We start from the raw sequence: 3,671 nt of genomic DNA on the forward strand, positions 1-3,671 counted from the left end.
TCGACCGCCATATTGGCGAGCACGTTGCCGGCGTCGAAATTGCCGATCACCGCGCCGTAACTCGTTTCCATGCCCCAGATCGCGACCAGGGCCTGCCGGTCGACGCCGTAACGTGCCTCAAGATCGGTGAACATGTCCGGGTGGAGGGCGAGGCGTTCGCGGCCATTGCTGATCCGGCTCTCGCCGAGCGGCACCTTGAGATAATCCCAGATCGGCTTGGCAAACTCGGCCTGGTCGCTGATGCCGGTGGCGGCGACCTGGAGATTGGACCCCAGCCAGAGCGGGATCGGCTCGATACCGGTGAGCAGCGATTCCACCAGCGCCCGGTCATGACCCGCTTCCAGCGCCCGGTTGGAGAAATCCGCGCGCCAGGCATCCATCCCGGCATGGCCGGATGATTTATAGGTGATGGGGCCTGTCTGCGGCGCAATGACAGGCGGATTGCCCGTCACGGGCGGTTTGACCGCATGCGGGCCGGCAGCACATGACGCGAGCAGTCCCGTCAGGGCAGCAGCAGCCAGCCATTGCGTCCTGGCAATGCCATTCTGTATCATTGTCGCTCTCCGTCGGAATATCGGCGCGTGACAGCGCGCGTCCTTGACTCTGCTACCCGGATTCATTACTCGCACCGCTTTCCTAATATCACATGATCGTCAGGCTAGGCCCATGAAAGTCCGCTCGTCACTTAAGTCCCTCAAGGCACGTCACCGCGATTGCAAGATCGTGCGCCGTAAGGGCCGCGTTTACGTGATCAACAAGACCAACCCGCGCTTTAAAGCGAAACAGGCCTGAGCCGAAGATGAACAGGCAATGAGGCGGGAAAATGACCGTTTCAATTGCCTTGTTCGATCTCGGCCGCGTCGTGCTCGATTGGGAGCCATCGCGCCTCTACGACAAAATTTTTGACACGACAGACACCCGGGATCACTTCCTGGGCTCTGTCTGTACAATGGCTTGGCATACGCGCCACGATGCCGGGGTCAGCTTTGCCGACAATGCTGCTGCGCTTATCGCCGACCATCCCGAACAGGAATCCAGGATCCGCGCATGGGGCGGGCGCTGGATGGAGATGTTCGACGGCTATATCGACGGCACACCCGACCTGATCGAACGCCTGCACGCGCGCAATGTGCCCCTCTATGCCCTCACAAACATGCCGTCCGAGACCTGGCCCCTGATGCAGCAGCATTTCGGCCCGGTGCTGGACCGGTTCCGCCACGTCGTCGTTTCCGGCGACCTCGGCATCACCAAGCCCGATCCCGCGATCTACCATCATACGCTTGACGCAATCGGCCAGCCGGACCCGGCGGCTATCCTGTTCATCGACGACAGCGCGCCCAATATCGCCGCCGCCGACAAGCTCGGATTTGCCACCCATCACTTCACCGGCGCCGCCGGTCTCGAAGCCACGCTCGCGCATCACGGCCTGATCTGATGCAACTTGGTGTTGCCGCCGCGCGCTTCCCGGCCATATTAAACCTCATGTTCAAACGCTTGCTCCTCGCAGCCCTCATCTTTGCCGGTCAGGCCGTCGCCGGGCCGTCGGACGACATGTTCGAGAAACTCCACAATGCGCCCAGCGAAAGCGAAGCCAATGACGTCGCCCAGGACATCTGGGCCTCGTGGATGGATTCCGGGTCGCCAACCGTCGACATGATCATGCAGCGCGCGGTCGATGCCCAGATCGTCGGAGACTATGAAACGGCCCGCGCCTTCTATGACCGCGCCATCCTGATCGCCCCCGACTATGCCGAAGCCTGGAGCCGGCGCGCAGGCCTGTTCCTCAATGATGAAAACTTCCCCGAAGCCCTGCGCGACCTCAATGAGGCGCTGCGGCTCGAGCCGCGCCATTTCGGCGCCTGGGCCGGGCTCGGCATCATGATGGAAGCCATGGGCGCAGAAAAAGAAGCGCTCGAAGCCTACCGGCAGGCGCTCGCGATCTATCCGTTCATGACCCAGGCCATGCAGGCCGAAAAGCGCCTGTCCAAGGTCGCCGAAGGCCAGGGGCTTTGACGCGCTTGGTCAGCTTCGCCCTTCTGGCAGTCTCGTTCGTCAGCGCCGGTAGTGTCGGCGCCTGCGTGTCGAGCGCGGCCTATACGTCGAAAGTCCAGCAGGCGAACCCCGCCTCCACTGGCCAGATGCTGACCGTCAACGGCCATGGCGTGAATGTCCTGACCGCTGGCACGTCCGGCCCGCCCGTCCTGATGATCCACGGCGCCAGCGCCAATGCCCGCGAATTCAACTGGACGCTCGCCCCGCGCCTCGATGATGGCTACCGCGTCCTGATGGCCGACCGGCCGGGCCACGGCTATTCCGAACGCTTCGACGGCGCCGAACACCTTGAAGCGCAGGCCGCGCAGATGGCTGGCGTACTCGACCAGATGGCGCCCGGCGAAAAGGCCGTGATCGTCGGCCATTCCTTCGGCGGCGCGGTGGCACTCCGCCTCGCGCTCGATCGGCCCGATCTCGTGCAGGGCCTCGTCCTCGTCGCGCCCGTGACGCACGACTGGGGCGGCGGCGGGCATGCCTGGTACAATGGCCTGGCCGCAGCGCCCATGGTCGGCCCGATGTTTACCCAGCTTGTCCCCACCGTCGGGCCGCAGCAGGTCCGGGCCGGCATTGACGGCGTGTTCGATCCGGCGCCCGTGCCCGAGAACTATTTCGAGAATTCCGCCATCGGCCTGCTGTTTCGCCCGCCAAACTTCCGGGCCAACGCGCAGGACGTGCGCCGGCTCGAAGCCGAACTGGCCGAACAGTCGCGTCGCTACCCCGAACTCAAGGTCCCCATCACCGTCTTCTCCGGCAGCCAGGACACGGTGATCTCGCCGAAGCTCCACGTCGGCGAACTGAAGAAACAGGTCCCGGTCGATCTCGTGATCCTGCCGGACGAGGGCCACATGCCCCACCATGGCCACGGCGCGGATGTCGCGGATACCATTCGGCGTCTGGCCACGGGCAGTGAGTCTCGCTAAGAGGCTCGGCCTGCCTACCGCCACATCGATTCGAGGATTACCTTCATGGAAGACGCTGCCGCCACGCACCTGACCGAGACCACCAAGGAAAAGCTTCGCCAGACCGTTTCGAAAATCGAGCGGCTGGAAGAAGAAAAGAAAGAGGTCGCCGAGCAGATCAAGGATATCTATGCCGAAGCCAAGGCTTTCGGCTTCGACGTCAAGGCGCTGCGCCAGGTCATTCGACTTCGCAAAGTCGAAAAGGCTGACCGCGAAGAACAGGAAATGATGCTCGAACTTTACCTCATGGCGACCGGCGACGCCTGAATCAATTGGCCTTTGTGCCGGATTGAACTAACATCTCCACCATGTCCCGGGATGTCGACGAGCGTAAGAAACGTGCCGCCCTGCGCAAGCTGCGCAAGGCCGCCGCGCTCGCCGAACAGGGCCTCGGCCCCGAACTCTCCGATTGGGAGCGCCAGTTCCTCGAAGAGGTCGAAGAGCGCATCGAGACCTATGGCTCGGCCTTTGCCGATCCGGAGAAGGGCGCCGAAGGCGAGGCCCTCTCCAGCCTCCAGCGCATCAAGCTGAAGGAAATTGACAAGAAGGCGCGCGGCAAGGGCAAGTCCGGGTTCAAGTCGAAGACGCGCCCGGCCTACACGCCGCGTGTGCGCGACGTGTCCGCCGAAGAGGAAGATCCGCCCGTCGCCCCGTCCGAAC

Annotated in this window: 7 protein-coding genes; 6 read left to right on the forward strand and 1 reads right to left on the reverse strand. The window is 63.4% G+C overall.

Annotated features, from left to right (window positions below):
- A partial coding sequence (locus AADA04_RS15135; RefSeq protein WP_340694116.1) for a lytic murein transglycosylase occupies positions 1-554 on the reverse strand: 554 nt, incomplete at its 3' end.
- 112 nt (positions 555-666) lie between these two features.
- On the opposite strand from AADA04_RS15135, the gene ykgO reads away from it, so the two are divergent.
- From ykgO to AADA04_RS15165, 6 genes are all read left to right on the forward strand, one after another.
- The gene (gene ykgO / locus AADA04_RS15140) at positions 667-792 is read left to right on the forward strand and encodes a type B 50S ribosomal protein L36 (RefSeq protein ID WP_034736570.1); all 126 of its coding nucleotides are present in this window, start codon (positions 667-669) and stop codon (positions 790-792) included.
- 31 nt (positions 793-823) lie between these two features.
- Entirely contained in the window at positions 824-1,435 is a 612-nt protein-coding gene (locus AADA04_RS15145; RefSeq protein WP_340694117.1) for an HAD family phosphatase, read from the forward strand.
- Entirely contained in the window at positions 1,435-2,013 is a 579-nt protein-coding gene (locus tag AADA04_RS15150; protein WP_340694118.1) for a tetratricopeptide repeat protein, read from the forward strand. The genes AADA04_RS15145 and AADA04_RS15150 overlap by 1 nt, the downstream gene beginning before the upstream one ends.
- The gene (locus tag AADA04_RS15155) at positions 2,010-2,972 is read left to right on the forward strand and encodes an alpha/beta hydrolase (protein WP_340694119.1); all 963 of its coding nucleotides are present in this window, start codon (positions 2,010-2,012) and stop codon (positions 2,970-2,972) included. The genes AADA04_RS15150 and AADA04_RS15155 overlap by 4 nt, the downstream gene beginning before the upstream one ends.
- A gap of 45 nt (positions 2,973-3,017) precedes the next feature.
- Positions 3,018-3,278, forward strand: a complete 261-nt coding sequence (locus tag AADA04_RS15160; protein ID WP_340694120.1) for a DUF2312 domain-containing protein — start codon at positions 3,018-3,020, stop codon at positions 3,276-3,278.
- Between the two features lie 41 nt (positions 3,279-3,319).
- Positions 3,320-3,671 (forward strand): hypothetical protein (locus tag AADA04_RS15165; protein WP_340694121.1); only part of this gene is annotated, 352 nt, incomplete at its 3' end.

Source organism: Hyphomonas sp., from assembly GCF_037969335.1.
GTDB lineage: Bacteria > Pseudomonadota > Alphaproteobacteria > Caulobacterales > Hyphomonadaceae > Hyphomonas.

Coding starts and splice junctions, on each gene's coding strand:
- AADA04_RS15150 (WP_340694118.1), top strand. CDS start 1,435: ATGCAACTTGGTGTTGCCGCCGCGCGCTTCCCGGCCATATTAAACCTC.
- AADA04_RS15145 (WP_340694117.1), top strand. CDS start 824: ATGACCGTTTCAATTGCCTTGTTCGATCTCGGCCGCGTCGTGCTCGAT.
- ykgO (WP_034736570.1), top strand. CDS start 667: ATGAAAGTCCGCTCGTCACTTAAGTCCCTCAAGGCACGTCACCGCGAT.
- AADA04_RS15160 (WP_340694120.1), top strand. CDS start 3,018: ATGGAAGACGCTGCCGCCACGCACCTGACCGAGACCACCAAGGAAAAG.